Genomic DNA, 17,725 nt, shown 5'->3' with positions numbered 1-17,725 from the left:
GGGCGGGTCTTGCCTGAGCGCGATGGGTCCGAGCCGTCATCGGCATCCGGCTCACAGCGCGCCCTGCGGCACCCGGAAGCTGCCGGTCAGGCCCGGCCCGCCGAGGAGGCCGCCGCCCCCGCCCTGCTGCTGCTGCGCCGCCATGGCGCGGGCCTTCTTCTCCATCGCGGCCTGCTGCACCGCCGCCTGGCAGACCTTGGTGCGCAGGGTCGAGACCCGGCCGTGATCGGCCTTGAAGCCCTCGACGAAGGAATCCGGGATCGAGCACCAATCCTTGTTGGCGGTGATCCACTTCAGGCCCTCGGTGCCGTTGGCCTGGAGCTTGGTGAAGAGGGTGCAGGCGGCGGCCGCGGTGATCTTCGCCTTCTTGCCCTGGGAGGCGGAATTGACCTTGCCGACGATGTCCTTGCGCTCGGTCAGGGTCTTCTGGATCGCCGAGCAATCGGCGCCCTGGGCCCGGGCGGCCCCGCCGAGGAGCGTCGCGCCGAGCAGGCTTCCGGCCAGCGCCGCCACGGTCACACGCATGCGAGTCATCTCCCAATCCCCCAAAGCTCCGGCCCCACGGTCCCGGCCCCGACAATCCCGGCCCGGCCGCATTCTCGGCGGCGCGCCCGGCATACGTAAGAATTCCTTGCCGCTCCCGGCCTTGCTGCGCTTTCTGCACAGGAATGTGGCGCCATCGTGCGGCAGGCGGGCCCCGGCCCCCGATCCGGCCACGGTCGCGCGCCCTTGTTGCGCGGAGGCCACAGAGGCTTGCGGCCGACGGGGTCATTGACATCCCGCCCCCGTCTCGGCGAGCAGGGCGGCCATGGCGGCCTACGATTTCAACGCACCCCGGCTCTTCCTCGACATCCCGATGCACGAGGGCGCGCGGCACACCCTGGACCGGGCCCAGGCCAATTACCTGCTCTCGGTGCTGCGACGGGCGGCGGGCGAGCCGGTGCTGGTGTTCAACGGACGCGACGGCGAGTGGCGGGCCGAGATCGAGCCCACCGGCCGCAAGGCGGCGGACCTGGTGCTGCGGAACCGGATCCGGCCCCAGACCGTGCCGGGCGACCTGCACTACCTCTTCGCCCCCCTGAAGGCCGCGCGCCTCGACTACGTCGCCCAGAAGGCGGTGGAGATGGGCGCGAGCCTGATCCACCCGGTTCTGACGCGGCGCACGCAGGGCGACCGGATCAAGCTCGACAAGCTTCGCGCCAACGCGATCGAGGCCGCCGAGCAATGCGGGATCCTGAGCCTGCCGGAGATCCGCGACGCGGCACCGCTGCCCGAGGCCGTGGCCGCCCTCGCGCCCGGGCGCCTGCTGGTGTTCTGCGACGAGGATGCCCCGGTCGCCGATCCGGTCGCGGCGTTGACACAGGCTGGTGCGGCGGCCGGAGGATGCGCGGTATCGGGGGGCACCGTTCCCCTGGCCGTCGTGATCGGGCCGGAGGGCGGGTTCACGCCCGAGGAGCGTGCCCTCATCGCCGACCGTCCCAACACCGTCCGTCTCTCCCTCGGTCCGCGGATCCTGCGCGCCGACACCGCCGCCGTGGCGGTGCTGGCCCTGGTCCAGGCCGTACTCGGCGACGGGCGGCGGGGAGCCTGACCGGGGGCCTGACCGTAGGGCTCGCCCACCCGATTCCGCGGCGCCGCCCGACCCGCATGGCCGGGCTCGTGCCGCATTCCAAGCGCTGAATGACGGAGCCGCCCCGCGGCCGAAGCCGATTCGCGGCTCACGGCCGTCGGCGCGTCGCGGCCCGCTGTTGCCGGAGGTGTTGCGTATGCGAGCGGATTTCGACGTCTGCCTCGAGGAGGAGGTGTTCATCAACGATGCGGGCAAGCGCGACGCCGCCCGGGCCCGCACCCGCGATTTCCTGGCCGCCTGCCGGGCCGCCTACCCGCAGGTGCGCACCGAGCTGATGGAGCCCCAGCTGGTCTGGGCCACCGATCCGGTGAGCGACCTCGCCGAGGCCAGGCGCGCGCTCGCCGCCCTGCGCAGCGAGCTCGGCGCGCTGGCCATCGCCCGGGGCCTCGCCCTGATGGCCTCGGGCACCCACCCGCTCGCCCTGTGGAGCCGGGTGCGCCCCCGCGAGCAGGCCGCCCGCGGCCGGGTGCTGCGCGACCTGCAGATGGTCGGCAGCCGCAACGTGGTCTGCGGCCTCAGCGTCGGCGTCGGCGTGCCGGAGGGAGTGTCGCGGGTCGACCTGATGAACCGGGTGCAGCCCTACCTGCCCCTGCTCCTGGCCCTCTCGACCTCGTCGCCGTTCTGGCAGGCGCAGCGCACCGGGCTCCTCGGCTATCGCCTCGCCGCCGCGCGCGAGCTGCCCCGCAGCGGCCTGCCGCCGCTCTTCCGCGACGAGGAGGATTACGCCCGCTACCTCGACACGGTGGTGGGGGCCGGCGCCATCGACGATCCTCGCCACGTCTGGTGGGTGATCTGCCCCTCGCCCACGGGCCCAAGCCTCGACCTGCGCATCGCCGACAGCTGCACCCGCCTCGACGACGCGCTCGCCATCGCGGCGCTCTACCGCTGCCTGGTGCGGCATCTCGCCCGGAATCCGGACCTCCACCGCGACCTCACCGGCGCCTCGCAGGCGATCGCGGCGGAGAATTGCTGGCGGGCCCAGCGCTACGGCATCCACGGCAGCTTCGTCTGCGAGACGACGCGGGCGGCGCGGCCGGTGGCGACGGTGCTCACCGAGACCCTGGCGCTGGTCGCCGAGGATGCGCGGGCGCTGGCCTGCGAGGCCGAGCTCGACCTCGCCCGCTGGATCGTCGCCCGCGGCACCAGCGCCGACCGCCAGCTCGCCCTGTTCACCGAGGCGCAAGGGCGCGGCCTGCCGCCCCGGGAGGCCCTGGCGGAGGTGGTGGACTGGCTCACGGCCGAGACGGTGGGGGCGAACCCGACGCGGCATTGACACGCGGCCTGCGCGGTTCGGCTGCTGGCAACGGTCTCGGAGCCTGCTTGATCGAAACGACAGAATTGAAGCGCTCCATCATTATCCCGGGGCCGCGCAGCGGAACCCGGATCCATGAACGCCGACAATTCCGGACGGGGCGGAGCGTTGGTCGCTTGATCCTGGACTGTCAGCGGTTATGGATCCCGGGCTCTCGACTTCGTCGATCCCCGGGGCGACGTGGAGACATGTCGGCATCCGCGCCAGATGACGGGCGGGACGAGTCGGACAGGCCCTTAGAAACCCCGGCTCACCCTCGTCGCCCCACCGTGCACTCGATCTGCCCGTGCGGCTCGTCGGTCGCGATGAAGACCTGGTTCGGGTTGTCGAGGCCGAAGGGGCTCAGGTTGGCCAGCAGGTAGTGCTTGTTCGGGCAGGCGAGCGTGATGGTCTCGATCTCCGGCACCGCCTCCAGGGCGGCCGTGCCCATGCGGTAGAGGCTGTCCTGCAGGCTGTGGCTGTAGCTGCCGGCAAAGACCCGCAGCAGCGTGTCGAGGATCCGGGCGTTGGCGGCCTCGTAATCGGCGGGTTCGCAGGCCCACGCCCAGGTCGCCTCCATGCTGGTGGCGGCGATGCGGTCGTGGGTCTCGGGGATCGTGGTGTAGGGATCCTTGACGTAGTTGGCCCAGCCCGATTCCGTGCTCTTCAGGAAGGTGAAGCCCGACAGGCCGGATTCCACCACCGCGTCGTCGCGGGACAGCACCACCCGGGCGAAGGGCTGGCCGTTGCCGTCCAGCGTGAAGGTGTGGGGGTGGGCGGCGCCGTCGACGGAGAGGCGGTTCCAGCGGGTCTCGTGGCCGGTGACGGTCGCCGTCTCCATCTGCGGGTAGCTGTCGAGGAGGCGTTGGGCCACCGCCCGGCAGAACGCCTCCGCCGGCAGGGTCGGGCATTCGCGGGCGACGATGTAGACGACGTTCTTGACCGTATCGGTCGAGACGGTCTGGCTGTTGTCGGCATGGGTGAAGGTGCGGTCGAAGGCGCCGGTCAGCATCGCCTTCACGGTCAGCTCGCGCACCTCGTTCCGGTTGCCGTCGCGGTGGACGCGCATCACCCGCACCCGGCCCTTGCCGTAGGTCTTGTGCAGCAGGGTCATCGTTCCCTCGTGAAAAGATCTCGGATCAGACGTGCTCGGCAGCGGCGGCCGCAGCAGAGGCCTCCCGGCCCGCCCGCTCCGGGCTGCCGAGGCCGTTGAAGAAGGCATTGAGCAGCACCGCGGCGATCGAGGCCAGCAGGATGCCCGATTCGAGCAGCGGATGCAGCGCGTGGGGCAGGTTGCGGAAGAAGGTCGGCGCCACGAGCGGGATCATGCCGAACCCGACCGCGATCGCCACCACGAACTGGTTCTTCGGCTGCCCGCGGAAGTCGACCCCCGCGAGGATGCGCGCACCGGTGGCCGCCACCATGCCGAACATCACGAGACCGGCCCCGCCGAGCACCACCTGCGGCACCGCCTCGACGAGGGCGGCCATCTTCGGAGCCAGGCCGAGGGCCAGCATGATGAGGCCTCCCGCCACGGTGACGTGGCGCGAGCGTACCCCCGTCACCCCGACGAGGCCGACATTCTGCGAGAACGAGGTGTACGGGAAGGTGTTGAAGATGCCGCCGAGCAGCGTGCCGAGCCCGTCGGCCCGCAGGCCCCGGGCGAGGTCCTTCTGCGAGACCGGCCGGCCGGTGATCTCGCCGAGTGCCAGGAACATGCCGGTCGATTCGATCATCACCACGATCATCACCACGCACATCGTGGCGATCGGCACGAGGTGGAATTGCGGCCAGCCGAAATGGAACGGCATCACGGGAGCGAACCACGGTGCCGCCGCGACCTTGTCGAGATGCATGAGGCCGAGGAACGCCGCCACGACCGAGCCGGCGACGATCCCGAGGAGCACCGCGACGTTGGCGAGGAAGCCCCTGCCCCAGCGGATCAGCCCTAAGATCGTCAGGAGCACCAGGAGCGCGATGCCGAGGCCGCCGGCCTGCGCGTAGTTCGGGTTCGGCACGGCGGCGGGGACGCCGTCGATCATCTTCGTCAGCGTCGGCTGGCCGCCTCCGGCCCAATTGATGCCGACCCGCATCAGCGAGATGCCGATGACCAGGATGATGGTGCCGGTGACGACCGGCGGGAACAGCGGCAGGAGCCGGCTGACGAACGGGGCCACCAGGAGGCCGAAGACGCCCGCGCCGATCACCGAGCCGTAGATGCCGAGGAGCCCGACCTCGGGCGCGGCCGCCATGGACAGCATCGGGCCGACCGACGCGAAGGTCACGCCCATCATCACCGGCAGGCGGATGCCGACGCCGCGAAATCCTGCGGACTGGATCAGGGTCGCGAGGCCGCAGGCGAACAGGTCGGCGCTGATGAGGAAGGCGACCTCCTCGGGCCGGAGGCCCAAGGCTCGTCCGATGATCAGCGGCACCGCCACCGCGCCCGCATACATGACCAGCACGTGCTGCACCGCGAGGGGCAAGAGGCGGGCCGGCGGCAGCATCTCCTCGACGGGGTCGGCGGGCTCGACTGGCATGAGGCGCGTCTCTTCTTTGACGATGCGAAGGCAGCGCGGGCGGACCGACTGCGACGCCCCTGCGTCCGGTCGGCGACTCATCATCGCGCATCCTCCGGGAGGCGCAAGCGTCGTGCCAGGGGCTGCCCGGGTTGCGGACCGGGCCGCCTGGGTATTTGTTCACCATTCCGGGCCGAAGGTGCCCACGCGGCCGGCATCCGGCATCCGTCGCCACGGGCCCGGGCGCGACCGCGTTCCATCGTGACGTTCGAGTGAAAAGACAGCCATGCGAACCATCGTGTATGCCGACGGCGGCTGCGATCCCAATCCCGGCCCGGGCGGCTGGGGCGTGGTGATCCAGGCGCCGGAGGGCACCGTCGAGCTGTGCGGCGGCGACCCGCAGAGCACCAACAACCGCATGGAGCTGACCGCGGCGATCCGGGCGCTGGAGCATTTCCCCGAAGGCGCCGCGATCGAGATGCGCTGCGACAGCCAGTACGTGGTCAAGTCGGTCACGGAGTGGATCCGGGGCTGGAAGCTCAAGGGCTGGCGCACCACCACCGGGCCGGTGAAGAACGTCGAGCTGATGCAGCGCCTCGACGAGCTGGCGGCGCGGCGCGACGTGCGCTGGGTCTGGGTGAAGGGCCATGCCGGCGAGGCCGGCAACGAGCGGGCCGACCGGCTGGCGGCGCAGGGGCGGCGCCAGGCCCTCGGGCTCCCGCCGCGACCGGACATCGCGCCGGCCCGGATGCCGGCCGCCTCCCCGGCTCCCGCGTCACCGTCCTCCGCTCCGCCGGCGGAGCCGGCGCCCCGCGGCACCTCGATCCCGGTGGACGGGGCCCTGGGCCTGCGCCTCTCGCGGGCGGCCAAGCAGGCCGGCACCACGCCGCAGGCCTATGCCGACGAGGTGCTGCGGCTCGCCCTCGATCTCGGGCCCGAGGGGTTGGCGCTGCTGCGCGAAGCGAAGGCCCGGAAGGCGCCGGCGGCGTGACGCCGCCTGCCTCGACGGCCGACGCGTTCCGAGTGGACGCCCCGGACGGCACACGGAAGTGATATCAACGGTCGAAAGAAAACGACCTCTGGTTCCGTGGTCGAATTTTCGTCAAGCCCAAGGTCTCGGATGTCTGGGCTTGGTGCCGACAATTCGAGGCGGGTCAACGGCCGCGTCGATCTCGAGCCTGCCCGAGATCGAGGTTGATGCTCGGGCCTGCCCGAGATCGAATCGATGCGTCAGCATCTTGGGCCGTTGATACGATGCTGTTTCCGGACGATCCGTTCGAAACAGTATCAGCAAGCCCGCGCGGTGGAGCCGAGGGCTCCACACGCTTGAGCGAAGCCGGTTTCCGCATCGCGAAGCGATCGATCGGAAACCGCATGACGCCACACCCGCAGCGATCATCTCTCCCACCCGCGACCTCGTCCTGAGGTCGCGGGTGGGAGAGGCCGCCACCGCCCGCTTCACGCGCTCTTCGGAAACGGCACCACGGTCCCGTCCTGCGACGGTTCCGGCTCCGCTCCCCGCACCACCGTCTCGATCATCCGCGCCAAGGTCGCCTGGTCGTAGGGCTTGGCGAGCCGCGGCAAGCGACAGGCCTCGTCGGGGGCGAGGTCGGCATAGCCGGTGGCGAGGATCACCCTGAGGCCCGGGCGCTCGGCTGCGATGCGCGCGGCGAGCTGGAGCCCGGTCATCTCCGGCATGGCGTGGTCGGTGAGCACCAGGTCGAGGGTGCGGGCGCGGCGCATCAGCTCGAGGGCTTCCTGGCCGGAGCGGGCCTCGATCACCCGGTGGCCGAGATCCTCCAGCATCGCGGCGGTGTTCTCGAGCACCAGGGGATCGTCGTCGACGACGAGGACCACCTGCGAGGCGAGGCTGGCGCCCAGGGAGGCGCGGGCCGGTGCCGCCCCGGGCTCCGGCACGGAAGCCGGTTCCGCCACCGGCAGCCAGATCTCCGCCACGGTGCCGGCGCCGGGCCGGCTGCGCAGCACCAGGCGGCCACGCGACTGCGCCGCCAGGCCGTGCACCATCGACAGGCCGAGGCCGGTGCCGCGGCCGACCCCCTTGGTGGTGAAGAACGGCTCCTGTGCCCGGGCGAGGGTCGCCGCATCCATCCCGGTGCCGGTATCGGTGACGGAGAGGCCGAGCATGCGGGCCGTCCCGCCCGCCGCGTCCGGCTCCTCCTCGGCCGCCCGCCCCGCGATCGTCACGGTGCCGCCCTCCGGCATCGCGTCGCGGGCGTTGACCACGAGGTTGAGGAGCGCGAGCTCGAGCTGATGGGCATCGACGAGGGCCGGCGGCAGCCCGGGGGGAAAGCGCGTCTCGATCCGCACGGCCGGGCCGATCGAGCGTTGCAGCAGGTCGGTCATGTTGCGCACGAGGCGCGCGAGGTCGACGGGCTCGGGCGTGAGGTCCTGGCGCCGGGCGAAGGCGAGCATGCGCTGCGTCAGCGCCGCGCCGCGCTCGGCACCCTGCACGGCGTTGTCGAGCAGGCGCAGCAGGCGGGGATCGTCGGGCATGCGCTTGCGCAGCATCTCCAGGCTGCCCAGCACCGCCATGAGCAGGTTGTTGAAGTCGTGGGCGACGCCGCCGGTGAGCTGGCCCAGGGCCTCCATCTTCTGGGCCTGGGCGAGCGCGCCCTGCGCCTGCTCCAGGGCTTCCTGGGCCCGCTTGCGCTCGGTGATGTCGCGGGTGACCTTGGCGAAGCCGACGAGCCGGCCGTCCTCGCCGAGGATCGGATCGATGACCACGCTGGCCCAGAAGCGCGTGCCGTCCCGGCGCACCCGCCAGCCCTCGGCCTCGAACTTGCCGCAAGCGGCGGCGGCCAGCGCGAGGGCCGGCACGCCCGCCGCCCGGTCCTCCGCGGTGTAGAAGCGCGAGAAATGCTGGCCGACGATCTCCTCGGCCTCGTAGCCCTTGATCCGGCGGGCGCCGGTATTCCAGTTCGCCACCACGCCGTCGCGGTCGAGCATGAAGATCGCGTAGTCGGTCACGCTCTCGAGGAGCAGGCGGTAGCGCTCCTCGCTGGCGCGCAGGGCCGCGGCCTCGCGGGCGGCGCGCTGGGAGACCCGGCGGTCGATCGCGGCGGCCGAGAGCGCCAGCGCCAGGACCAGGAAGGTCACCGCCGCGACGCCGGCGGCGAGGCGCCCCTGGTCGAAGCCCGCCGCCGCGTCCACCTGGCCGATGTCGGCCGGATGGGAGACGATGAGGCCCTGCATGGCGGCGTAGTGCATGCCGGCGATGGCCAGCCCCATCACCCCGGAGGCGACGGCCCGCAGGGCGAGCCGGCTCTCGTGGAGGGCCAGCCGGACCGCCACGGTGGCCGCGCCGACCGCGATCAGCACCGAGGCGGCGACCCAGGCCGGGTCGTAGTGCAGGTGGGCCGGCAGGCGCATCGCCGCCATGCCGGTATAGTGCATCGAGGCGATGCCGAGGCCGGTCACGAATCCCGCGAGCGGCACCGATGCCCGACCGGCGCTCCGCCCCCGGGCGATGGCGAGGCCGACCGCCGTCACGGCGACCGGGACCGCGAGGGAGATCAGCGTGAGCGCGAGGTCGTAGGTGATCTCGAGGCCCGGCAGCCGGAAGGCCAGCATCGCCACGAAGTGCATCGACCAGACGCCGCCGCCGAGCACCAGGGCGGCGGCCATCAGCCAGGCCTGCCGGGCCCAGCCCGTCGCGGCCGTCATCCGGCCGGCGAGATCCAGCGCGACGAAGGAAGCCAGCATCGCGATCGCGACCGAGAGCAAGACCAGGACGGGATCGTGGACGCCGGCATGCGCCATCGGGAACCTCAAGGCTCGGGCGGGCGGCCGCAGAACCGGGACCGCCCAAACCCCCGGCCCGGCCGAGCCGGAGGCTATACGCCTCATCTCATACTGCAGCCCGCCCCCTGGCGCGACGCACGAAACAGGAGTTGCGCAACTGCATTTGAGCAGTTTCGGCTTGCGGGCTTACCAGGTCGTGGGCTTCGGGTTGCGCTCGTCGAATCCCTTCTGGTGCCAGTAAGGATAGATCGGCGTCTCCTGGCTCGCCGCGTCGAGGCGGGCGACCTGGGCCGGGTCGAGGCTCCAGCCGACCGCGCCGAGATTCTGCTTCAATTGCTCCTCGTTGCGGGCGCCGACCACGATGTTGGCGACGGTCGGGCGGCTGAGCAGCCAGTTGAGCGCCACCTGCGCCACGCTGCGCCCGGTCTCGGCGGCGAGCTCGTCGAGGACGTCGACGATCCGGAACAGCGCCTCGTCGGCGACCGGCGGCCCGCCCTCGGCGCCGCCCGCGGCGATGCGCCCGCTGGTATTGGCGCCGCGCCGGATCTTGCCGGTGAGGCGGCCCCAGCCGAGAGGGCTCCAGACCATCAGGGCGACGCCCTGGTCGAGACCGAGGGGCATCAGCTCCCACTCGTAATGGCGGCCGACCAGCGAGTAATAGCCCTGATAGGCGACGTAGCGGGCGAGCCCGTAGCGCTCGGAGGTGCCGAGCGCCTTCATGAGTTGCCAGCCGGAGAAGTTCGAGGCGCCGATATAGCCGATCTTGCCCGCCCGGACGAGGTCGTCGAGCGCCCGCAGGGTCTCGTCGACGGGCGTGAGCGCGTCGAAGCCGTGCATGAAGTAGACGTCGATGTGGTCGGTGCCGAGCCGGCGCAGGCTCGCCTCGCAGGCGCGCACCAGATGATAGCGCGACGAGCCCTTGTCGTTCGGGCCCTCGCCCATCGGGAAGGTCGCCTTGGTGGAGATCAGCGCCCGGTCGCGCTTGCCCTTGAGCGCCTGGCCCAGGATCTCCTCCGACGCGCCCTGCGAGTAGATGTCGGCGGTGTCGAAGAAGTTGACGCCGGCATCGAGGCACAGATCGACCATCCGGCTCGCCTCGGCGACGTCGGTCTGGCCCCAGCGCTGGAAGAACTCGTTGCTGCCCCCGAAGGTGCCGGTGCCGAGGCTCAAGGCCGGAACCTTGAGGCCGGACCGCCCGAACTGCCGATATTCCATGGGTTGAGCCCTCATCTGGCGCCGGGCGACGCGCCCGGGTGCGTGGGATGGGGGTTGTCTTAGGAGACCGACAAGGGACGACAACCCGGGCGGGGCGTCGGGCCGGTTGCGCGCCGGGAGGCTTGACGCGGGGTGGCGCCCGTCACGCCACCTGCCGCAACCCCGGCCCGGCCAGGACCACCCGGTCGCGGCCCTGCGCCTTGGCCTGGTAGAGCGCCCGGTCGGCGAGGCCGAGCAGGGATTCGAAGTCGCCCGTGCCCGGACCGCCGGCACGTCTGGCCACCCCGATGCTGACCGTGACCGCGAGGCCCGGCAGCAGGTCCGGGCGCATCGCCGAGACGGCGACCCGCACGGTCTCGGCGACGGATGCCGCCTCGGCGGCGCCGGCACCGGGCAGCAGGCAGGCGAATTCCTCGCCGCCGAGGCGTCCGAACGCGGTGCCCGCCGGCAGGATCTGGCGGGCGAGGGCGCAGAAGCCGACCAGCACCGCGTCGCCGGCGGCATGCCCGAATGTGTCGTTGACCCGCTTGAAGTGATCGAGGTCGAACAGCAGCAGGGCGGCGGGCCCGGCCGCGAGAATGCGCTGCGCCTCGGCGGCCAGCGCCCGGCGGTTGGCGATTCCGGTGAGCGGATCGGTTTCGGCGGCGCGGCGCTGCTCGGCCTCGAGCCTCTCCTTGGCGAGCGCCATGAACAGCACCGAGACCGCCACCGTGTAGAGCAGGGCGACGAAGCACAGGATGGCGACCCAGAGGGTCTGGCCCGGCATGCCGGTCGGCGGCGCCGGCAGGACCAGGGTGGCGGGAATCCGCGCCCAGATCAGCAGCGCCTCGCTGGCGAGCAGGATCGCCGCCGGGGCCCGGGACGGCAGCCTCTCGCCGCGATTGTGCCAGAGGGTGCGGGCGGCGAGCGCGCAGGACAGGCCGGCGATGGCCGAGCACAGGATCACCCGGGCGCCGAGCGAGGCGTAGAACGGCGGCACCAGGCAGGCGGCGAGCCAGGCGAGAGGCCCGGCGGCGATCCAGAGATAGGGCACGCGCCGTCCCTCGAAGGAGCGGGCGCCGCCCCAGATCAGCCCGGAGGCCGTGAGCATCACCGCGTTGGCAAGGCCGATCGAGAGCCAGTCCGGGATCAGGCCGCGCAGGCCGAACAGGATGACCGCGACGGCGCCGAGGAGCTGGGCGGCGCCGAGGAAGCCGAGGGCCAGGGTCCGGCGGGCCTGGCTCCAGGACAGGAGGTACAGCGCGCCCATCACGACCATCACGAAGACGGTCACGATCACCAGGGTCGGCGCGTCCAGCGTCATCCGTGAGTCTCCGCGCCGACTCGGCACCGCTTTCTAACACAGCTGCTGGTGCGAAGAATGGTCATTCGCAACAGCGAAACCCCCGAATGGAGGAGAGTCCCGGTAAACGATCGATCAGCGCGCCGCTCCAGGCGCTGACGCGTGGAATCAATCCACGAGGCGGCGGAAGCGCCACGCCACCCGGGTGCCGTCCGCGACGGTGAGATGGAGCACGATCTGCTCGGTGCGGCGGGCGCCGTTGAGGGCGGCGAAGTACACGCTCTCCTCGATCACCGGATCGATCTCGTCGACCTCGAACAGCCAGGGCGCGCCGGCCCCGGCGAGCCGCACGCCGCGCCCGACCCGGCTCGCCCGCACGGTGGGGTGGAGGTGGAAGCGGATCGCCGCCTCGACTTGGCCGCCCCGGCCGCTGGCATCGCGCACGAACCCGTCATGGCCCTCCAGCAGGTCGCCATCCGGGTGCAGGCGCCAGCGCCGCTCGTGGAGGAGGCCCAGGGTCGGCGCGTAGCCGTCGTGACGGGCGGCGAGCACGCCGGAGCCCGCCGCGTCGGTGCCGCGCTCGACCGTGACCTCGGCGGGGCCTCGCACGACGATCGGGCCCATTCGGCGCTTCAGCCAGGTCGAGAGCGGGTGGATCAGTCCCGGCTGCGACAAGGCGAGGAAGCGGCAGGAGGAGGAATCGGCCAGGCACGCGGTGGAATGGGCGGCCGTGGTGCGGGCGAGTTCGCGCATCTCCTCGCCGGTCGCCGGCAGGCCGCAATTCACCACCAGCCGCTGCGGCCCGCAGGACAGCTCGAAGGACAGGCAGCCCGCCCCGGCCGCGGCCGAATAGGCCGGCGGCGGGGCCGGGCCGATATCGGCCACCATCAGGGTGCCGCCCCCGCCCTCGAGGCGGGCGTAGCCGGAATGCGGCGCGTGCATCAGGGGCTTGGCCAGGGCGCCGTCATAGACCAGCAGGGTCGCGAGCTGGTCGGCGGCGGTCGCCCCCATGCCGTTGTGGTGGCCCAGCGAGGCGTCGCCGTGGCGCAGGAGGCGCAGGAGCGGCAGCATCCGGTCGATGGCGTTGAGCAGCGCCTCCGGCGGGGCGATGTCGCGGCTCAGGAAGCTCTGCCGCAGAGGCAGGAGATCGAGGAGCAGGTCCTTGGCGAAGCCCGGATCGCGGCTGCGATGGCCGCCATCCGGCAGGATCTGGCGGGTCAGCTCGCGCTGAAGGAGCCGCGTGCCCCGCCGCAGGACCGGCTCGAACCCCTCGCAGCACAGGCCCGCATAGGCGAGCGCCACCGCGGCGACGAGGCGGTCCCGGGGCATGACGCCCCGGCGCAGGGCCCGGTCGAGGGTGCGGGTGCAGCGCCCGATCAGCTTCAGGAAGGCCTGGTAGAAGGCGTGGTCAGCCCCCTCCAGCACCAGGGGCGACTGGCAGAGCAGCGAGATCAGCCGCCGGGCCGTCACGGCGGGGCGCTGCGCCAGGACCTGGTCGCCGCGGCCGGCCATGAAGTCCTGCACGAAGGCGCGGGCATTCGCGCGCGACAGCGCGCTCTCGGCGGCGCGCAGGTGGCGCAGCCAGCCGAAGCCGTAGAGCTCCTCGCCCCATTGCTCCGAGGGGGGCGCGAAATCGAACGGCGAGCGCCCGCCGGTGGCGAGCGCCCGGCCGGCGAACACGAACAGCCCGGCATAGATGTCGGCCGCGATGGTGGCGTCGCTGGTGCGCAGGTCCTGCGGCGCGATCACCAGGCCGGTCGGGCGCAGGCGGGCCAGGGCCGAGGGCCGCGAGGTCGCGCGCACGGCGGCACCCCGCAGGATGCGCCCCGCCTCGTGCCCGACGAGCCGGTAGAATCGCCAGCGGTCAGGCCCCCAACCCACGCCACCTCCTGCCACGCAGGTTTCGCGACGAAAACCTGCGACACAACGAAAGCCCGAGTGGACGGAGCGTCGGCGCGCCAAGGCAAGTCCGCTCGGGCGGCCGGCATCGGGCGGCCCCTCCCGTCAAGGAATGGTCAAGGATCATCGCCCGGTCAAACCGCTCGACCGGCCCGTGAACAGATTCCTCACGCGCCCCGGCGCTCCAGCCGCACCGCGTAGAACCCGTCGAGCCCGCCGCGGCCTTCCTCCGGCCAGTGCGACGGCAGGGTGCGCAGGTCGCCCGACGCGGTGACGAGGGCGGCATCGCCCACCTCCTCGGGCGCGATCGGGCGGCGGGCGAAGTCCGGATGGCGCTTCAGGAAGGCCTCGGCCTGAACCTCGCCCTCCGCCGGCTCCAGCGAGCAGGTGCAGTAGACGAGGCGTCCGCCCGGGCGGACCAGCCGCGCCGCCTTGTCGAGGAGCTTCGCCTGGAGGGAAGTGAGGCGGGGCAGGTCGCCCTCGCGCTTCGACCAGGCGACGTCCGGGTGGCGCCGCACCGTGCCGGTGGCGCTGCACGGCGCGTCGAGCAGCACCGCGTCGAAGGGCTGATCCTCCGGCAGCGCAAGGGCGTCGAGGGCCCGCACCTCGGCCGAGAGGCCGAGCCGGGCCAGGTTCGCCTCGAGGCGGCGCAGGCGCGGGGCCGAGCGGTCGACCGCCAGCACCGCCGCGCCCGCGGCGGCGAGCTGGGCGGTCTTGCCGCCGGGCGCCGCGCAGAGATCGGCGACCCGCTCGCCGGGCTGCGCCCCGAGGAGATGGGCCGGCAGGGCTGCCGCGGCGTCCTGCACCCACCAGGCGCCGTCCTGGAACCCCGGCAGGTCCGGCACGGGCGTGCGGGCATCGTCGAGGCGCAGGCTCAGACCGCCCGGCAGGCGCCGCCCGTCGAGGCCCTCAGGAACCGGGGCACCGGGGCGCAGGGTGAGGTCGAGCCCCGCTCCGCGGGCATTGGCGGCGGCGATGGCGTGCGCGGTCGCCTCGCCATAGGCCGCGACCCAGCGCCGCGCGAGCCAATCCGGCGTGTTGAGGCGCAGAGGCTCGGCATCGCCCTCCTGGCGGATCGCGTCGCGCTCGCGGGCGATCCGGCGCAGCACCGCGTTGGCGAGGCCGGCGAGGTGCTGCAGGCCGGGCTCGGCCTTGGCTAGGCGCACCGCCAGGTCGACGGCGGCATGATCCTGGACATTGAGGTAGAGGATCTGCGCCGCGCCGGTGGCGAGCAGGGCGACGAGCCCCGGCTGGTCCTCCGGCAGGCCCCTGGCCAGGCGCTGGCCGAGGGCGTGGCGGATCACCCCGAGATGCCGGAACGTCGTGGTGGCGATGGCGCGGGCAAGGCCCGCATCCTGGGGCGGCAGGGCGGCCCGGTGCGCCGCCGGCTCCATGACGTCATCGAGCGCCGTGCCGCGGTTCTTGCCGAGCAGGTCCGCCACGATCCCCCAGGCGAGACGCCGCGCCGGCAAGCCCGCGACCTCCGGTCCCGCAACCCCGTTGTGCTGTCCGTCCATCCTCACTCCACCGCGCCCGCGGGCGGGCCTCGAAACAGCCCGCGCGAGCCTCGCCCATCCACGGGCCTGATCTTGACGCTGCCGCCGGCGCCCTCCACCTCGGGGGAACGCGCCGGCCTTTGCGCCGGGGTGGCATCCGGCCGCCCGAGATGCAAGCGCCGCGGCACGAGCTTGGACCTTTGAGAGTCGACCCATGAGCGAGAGCGAGGCGCTTCCCCGGATGAGCGAGAGCGAGGCGGTTCCCCGCAAGCCCCTGTCCCCGGCCGCGCAGCGTGCCCTCGCCGAGGCCGAGGCCCGTCGGGCCGAGATCGACGCCCGGGCCGAGGAGATCCGGCGCGAGCGCGAGATCAACGGGCGCGGCGGCCTGGAGCCGGTGCGCTACGACGATTGGGAAGTGAAGGGTCTGGCGACCGACTTCTGAGGAGGACCGACATGGGCTTGCTCGACGGCCTGCTCGGCCATGGCAGCGACGTGGCGCCGGAGGCGGTGGCCCAGGAACTCGACGGGATGCTGGTCCCGGGCGAGACCGTGCAGGTGGCGTTCCGGGTGATCCGCGACCTGATGGTCTTCACCGACCGGCGGATGATCCTGGTCGACAAGCAGGGCGTGACCGGGCGCAAGGTCTCCTATCTCACGGTGCCCTACCGGGCGATCACCTCCTACGCGATCGAGAATGCCGGCAATTTCGACCTCGATTCGGAGCTGACGATCTGGATCTCGGGCCGGTCCGACCCGATCACCCGCACGCTCAAGCGCGGGGCCGACATCCGCGGCATCCAGCGGGCGATCGCCGCGACGCTCCGCTGACCTCGAGATCAGGAACGCCCGTCCTCCGCTCCCGTTGGGGTCGCGAGACCTCCGACAGGAGCGGGAACCATGGGCGACACGACGATCAAGAAAGTGTCCGGTGGGCAGTCACCCCGGGGACCGGGTGGCCAGCGCTACCTCGCCTCGGGCAAGCGTGTGTCGATGCGGCTCTGGGCGGACGAGCCTCCGACCGACGACAAGCCGAAAGCCGCCCGCGACTACGAGACCGTCGGCTACGTCATCGCCGGTCGGGCCGAGCTGGTGGTCGAGGGCCAGACCGTGCGGCTGGAGCCGGGCGATTCCTGGCTGGTGCCGGCGGGCGCCGAGCACACCTATCGCATCCTCGAGACCTTCACCGCCATCGAGGCGACCGCGCCGCCGGCGCAGGTGCACGGGCGCGAGGGCTGAGACGATGTCCGCGCGTTCTGTTCGGTAAAGCTCGAACGCCTCTTCCCTCTCCCACACCTCGCAGCGATCCCGGGCAAGCCCGGGACCGTCCGGAGGGGGATCCCGCGCTCGTCGGATTCGCGAACGGATCGAGCGGGCCTCGTTCGACGAACCGTCAGCGCGTCACCACCACCGTCGCGCCGACCTGGACGCGACCGTAGAGGTCCGCCACGTCCTGGTTGTACATGCGAATGCAACCATAGGATGCGAAGGTGCCGATCGAGCCCGGGCGGTTGGTGCCGTGGATCGCGTACTCGCCGCGATCGAGGGTCAGGGCCGCCGCGCCCATCGGGTTGCTCGGCGAGCCGCCGGCGATCACGTCCGGCAGGCGGGGATTGTCCCGCCTCACCTCGTCGGGCGGCGACCAGGCCGGCCGCAGGTATTTTCCGTCGACGCGGGCATAGCCGGTCCATTGCTTGCCGGCCTTGCCGACGGCCACCGGGTAACGGATCGCCGTCCCGTCGCCGTTGACGAAGTACAGCCGCCGCTCGGCGGTGCGCACCACCACCGTGCCGGGCTCGGCCGCGGCGTCGAAGGCGACCAGCTCCCGTGACGCGGCCGGACCAGCCGCCATCGCCGCCGCGACGACCATCGCCGCGGCCCATCCACTCTGCTTGTGCATCCCTGCGGTCCTCGAGCGTGACCTTATGAGCCACGTGATAATCCGCCGGGAAAGCTGTCGTTCCGGTTGGCAAAGATGCTTGCCGGAGGGTGAAGGCCAGGATGCGAGCCGGGAGCGTTAAGGGGTGGTTTGCGCCGCCCCGAACCCTCCCGCCTCGTCAAGGGGAGGGTCCGGCCGTTCTCGCCCTCCGGGACCGGGCCTCGGGCATCCTCACACCACCCGGAGCGGCTTCTCCAGAACCCTCAGCACCTGGGCCAGGTCGTGCCCGCGCTTCAGGATGCGCCCGGTCTCGGCGATCACCGCATAGGCGCCCTGGCGGCGGGCGAGGCGCGGGTCCTTCTCGATGCGGTAGAGCGGCCGCTCGGAGGTGCGGCGGTGGATGGCGAACACCGCTTTCTCGCGGGTGAAGTCGATCGTGTAGTCCCGCCACTCGCCCTCGGCGACCATGCGGCCGTAGAGGTTCAGGATGATGCGCAGCTCGTCGCGATGGAATGACACCTGCGGTGCGGCGCGCGGGAAAGGCACCACGTGGGCGCCGGCGCTCCAGCTTTCGGCCGTCTCTCCTTCGCTCATCGTGTCTCCTGCTTGTCGGGGTGATTCGCGCCCGGGACCGGACGCGGAGGTGACGAGCCGGCGAACGACCCGCCTGCGACCATGATGGGATCACGCCAACGGCCCCGCAAGGGTTGCGCGGGAGCGACAGGGCGGCAGTAACTCGACGATGCGAATCAGAA

At 72.2% G+C, this 17,725-nt stretch carries 16 protein-coding genes; 6 read left to right on the top strand and 10 right to left on the bottom strand.

Going from position 1 to position 17,725, the window contains the following annotated elements:
• Positions 1–51: 51 nt before the first annotated feature.
• Positions 52–534, bottom strand: a complete 483-nt coding sequence (locus VQ03_RS18510; RefSeq protein WP_048452366.1) for a hypothetical protein — start codon at positions 532–534, stop codon at positions 52–54.
• A 274-nt stretch (positions 535–808) separates the two neighbouring features.
• Between VQ03_RS18510 and VQ03_RS18505 the strand changes: the two genes are divergently transcribed.
• Positions 809–1,591 carry a 16S rRNA (uracil(1498)-N(3))-methyltransferase gene (locus tag VQ03_RS18505; protein ID WP_048452365.1) on the top strand — a complete coding sequence of 261 codons (783 nt, stop codon included), beginning with the start codon at positions 809–811 and terminating at the stop codon, positions 1,589–1,591.
• 175 nt (positions 1,592–1,766) lie between these two features.
• Complete coding sequence (locus tag VQ03_RS18500; protein ID WP_048452364.1) at positions 1,767–2,903, top strand: carboxylate-amine ligase; 1,137 nt, start codon at positions 1,767–1,769, stop codon at positions 2,901–2,903.
• A gap of 289 nt (positions 2,904–3,192) precedes the next feature.
• Here the strand turns inward: VQ03_RS18500 and pucL are convergent, their stop codons facing one another.
• Together pucL and VQ03_RS18490 are read right to left on the bottom strand one after the other, a co-directional pair.
• Entirely contained in the window at positions 3,193–4,035 is an 843-nt protein-coding gene (gene pucL, locus VQ03_RS18495; protein ID WP_048452363.1) for a factor-independent urate hydroxylase, read from the bottom strand.
• Between the two features lie 25 nt (positions 4,036–4,060).
• The gene (locus VQ03_RS18490) at positions 4,061–5,461 is read right to left on the bottom strand and encodes a nucleobase:cation symporter-2 family protein (protein ID WP_048452362.1); all 1,401 of its coding nucleotides are present in this window, start codon (positions 5,459–5,461) and stop codon (positions 4,061–4,063) included.
• A gap of 265 nt (positions 5,462–5,726) precedes the next feature.
• Between VQ03_RS18490 and rnhA the strand changes: the two genes are divergently transcribed.
• Positions 5,727–6,431 carry a ribonuclease HI gene (gene rnhA, locus VQ03_RS18485; RefSeq protein ID WP_048452361.1) on the top strand — a complete coding sequence of 235 codons (705 nt, stop codon included), beginning with the start codon at positions 5,727–5,729 and terminating at the stop codon, positions 6,429–6,431.
• A gap of 467 nt (positions 6,432–6,898) precedes the next feature.
• On the opposite strand, the gene VQ03_RS18480 is transcribed toward rnhA, so the two are convergent.
• From VQ03_RS18480 to VQ03_RS18460, 5 genes are all read right to left on the bottom strand, one after another.
• The gene (locus tag VQ03_RS18480) at positions 6,899–9,220 is read right to left on the bottom strand and encodes an MHYT domain-containing protein (RefSeq protein WP_048452360.1); all 2,322 of its coding nucleotides are present in this window, start codon (positions 9,218–9,220) and stop codon (positions 6,899–6,901) included.
• A gap of 168 nt (positions 9,221–9,388) precedes the next feature.
• Positions 9,389–10,417, bottom strand: a complete 1,029-nt coding sequence (locus VQ03_RS18475) for an aldo/keto reductase (RefSeq protein WP_048452359.1) — start codon at positions 10,415–10,417, stop codon at positions 9,389–9,391.
• A 142-nt stretch (positions 10,418–10,559) separates the two neighbouring features.
• On the bottom strand, positions 10,560–11,720 hold the full coding sequence (locus VQ03_RS18470; RefSeq protein ID WP_048452358.1) for a GGDEF domain-containing protein: 1,161 nt from the start codon (positions 11,718–11,720) through the stop codon (positions 10,560–10,562).
• Positions 11,721–11,867: 147 nt separating this feature from the next.
• The gene (locus VQ03_RS18465) at positions 11,868–13,580 is read right to left on the bottom strand and encodes a heparinase II/III family protein (protein ID WP_048452357.1); all 1,713 of its coding nucleotides are present in this window, start codon (positions 13,578–13,580) and stop codon (positions 11,868–11,870) included.
• 185 nt (positions 13,581–13,765) lie between these two features.
• On the bottom strand, positions 13,766–15,115 hold the full coding sequence (locus VQ03_RS18460; protein ID WP_048452356.1) for an RsmB/NOP family class I SAM-dependent RNA methyltransferase: 1,350 nt from the start codon (positions 15,113–15,115) through the stop codon (positions 13,766–13,768).
• Positions 15,116–15,308: 193 nt separating this feature from the next.
• On the opposite strand from VQ03_RS18460, the gene VQ03_RS18455 reads away from it, so the two are divergent.
• The 3 genes from VQ03_RS18455 to VQ03_RS18445 all read left to right on the top strand — a co-directional run bounded on the left by VQ03_RS18455 (position 15,309) and on the right by VQ03_RS18445 (position 16,330).
• Entirely contained in the window at positions 15,309–15,536 is a 228-nt protein-coding gene (locus VQ03_RS18455) for a DUF1674 domain-containing protein (RefSeq protein ID WP_208605523.1), read from the top strand.
• 11 nt (positions 15,537–15,547) lie between these two features.
• Positions 15,548–15,922: a PH domain-containing protein gene (locus VQ03_RS18450; protein ID WP_048452355.1), complete on the top strand. Its 375-nt coding sequence runs from the start codon at positions 15,548–15,550 to the stop codon at positions 15,920–15,922.
• A 69-nt stretch (positions 15,923–15,991) separates the two neighbouring features.
• Positions 15,992–16,330: a cupin domain-containing protein gene (locus tag VQ03_RS18445; RefSeq protein WP_048452354.1), complete on the top strand. Its 339-nt coding sequence runs from the start codon at positions 15,992–15,994 to the stop codon at positions 16,328–16,330.
• 154 nt (positions 16,331–16,484) lie between these two features.
• Here VQ03_RS18445 and VQ03_RS18440 read toward each other — a convergent pair whose 3' ends face one another.
• A complete protein-coding gene (locus VQ03_RS18440; RefSeq protein WP_048452353.1) occupies positions 16,485–16,991 on the bottom strand; it encodes a L,D-transpeptidase in 507 nt (168 codons plus the stop codon).
• Between the two features lie 210 nt (positions 16,992–17,201).
• On the bottom strand, positions 17,202–17,564 hold the full coding sequence (locus tag VQ03_RS18435) for a DUF2794 domain-containing protein (RefSeq protein WP_048452352.1): 363 nt from the start codon (positions 17,562–17,564) through the stop codon (positions 17,202–17,204).
• Positions 17,565–17,725 lie beyond the last annotated feature (161 nt).

Origin of the sequence: Methylobacterium tarhaniae (assembly GCF_001043955.1) — a bacterium.
In the GTDB taxonomy this organism is placed as follows: domain Bacteria; phylum Pseudomonadota; class Alphaproteobacteria; order Rhizobiales; family Beijerinckiaceae; genus Methylobacterium; species Methylobacterium tarhaniae.
This window is presented reverse-complemented; position numbering and strand designations above follow the sequence as displayed.